The following is a 656-nucleotide window of genomic DNA, read 5'->3' as shown; positions in this document are numbered from 1 at the left end:
ACGTTAGCTTACATTAAAAAAAACAAAATGATATTAGTCTTTAGGTATCAATTAAATATTGCAATTCCTACAACTTTTAAAAGAATAGCAGAAACTAATCAACTAACAGCTGATTATAATATTATTGACTCAGAAAACATTAGAGAAAGACTAAAAACACCAAATACGGAAATTGATAAAAAAATAATTTATCATATTGACAACGGCCTTTTAATGTCAGATGCTTTTTTGATAGAATCTCTAATTCAAGATTGGGATTCTGACAAGAAAAACATTCTGGTTAATTTTCCGAAAAATGTAGAACAACTTAATACGTTAAAATATTATTTAGAGAAATTTAATGATACAATTGACAAAATCATTTATTATAAGATTAATGACTTTGAAAAAATCTATGATATTGCTCAAATCAATTATGGAAAAGTATATGACGCAGATACTAAAGAATCTACAATTGAATCAATGCAAAACCATATGACTAAAACTGAAGAAATGATTAAAAAACTTGTTGATATACCAATGATTGAATTAGATTTTCTAAACGAAGATTTAAATGTGTTGAAATAGAAAACGTAAGCTAACAATGTATAAAAAACATAGGGCGATTTAGGCTAAGTCGGAAAACCTGTGTTTATTTACAAAGTCGCCAAATATAA

General features: G+C 25.9%; 1 protein-coding gene. It reads left to right on the top strand.

Annotation, left to right across the window (positions count from 1 at the left end; translation table 11 throughout):
- Positions 1-567, top strand: a 567-nt coding sequence (locus KLA_RS17355; RefSeq protein WP_235183596.1) for a nucleoside monophosphate kinase, incomplete at its 5' end; no start/stop codon positions are given.
- Between the last annotated feature and the right edge of the window lie 89 nt (positions 568-656).

The organism is Cellulophaga geojensis KL-A (genome assembly GCF_000568425.1).
Taxonomy (GTDB): Bacteria; Bacteroidota; Bacteroidia; order Flavobacteriales; family Flavobacteriaceae; genus Cellulophaga; species Cellulophaga lytica.
This window is presented reverse-complemented; position numbering and strand designations above follow the sequence as displayed.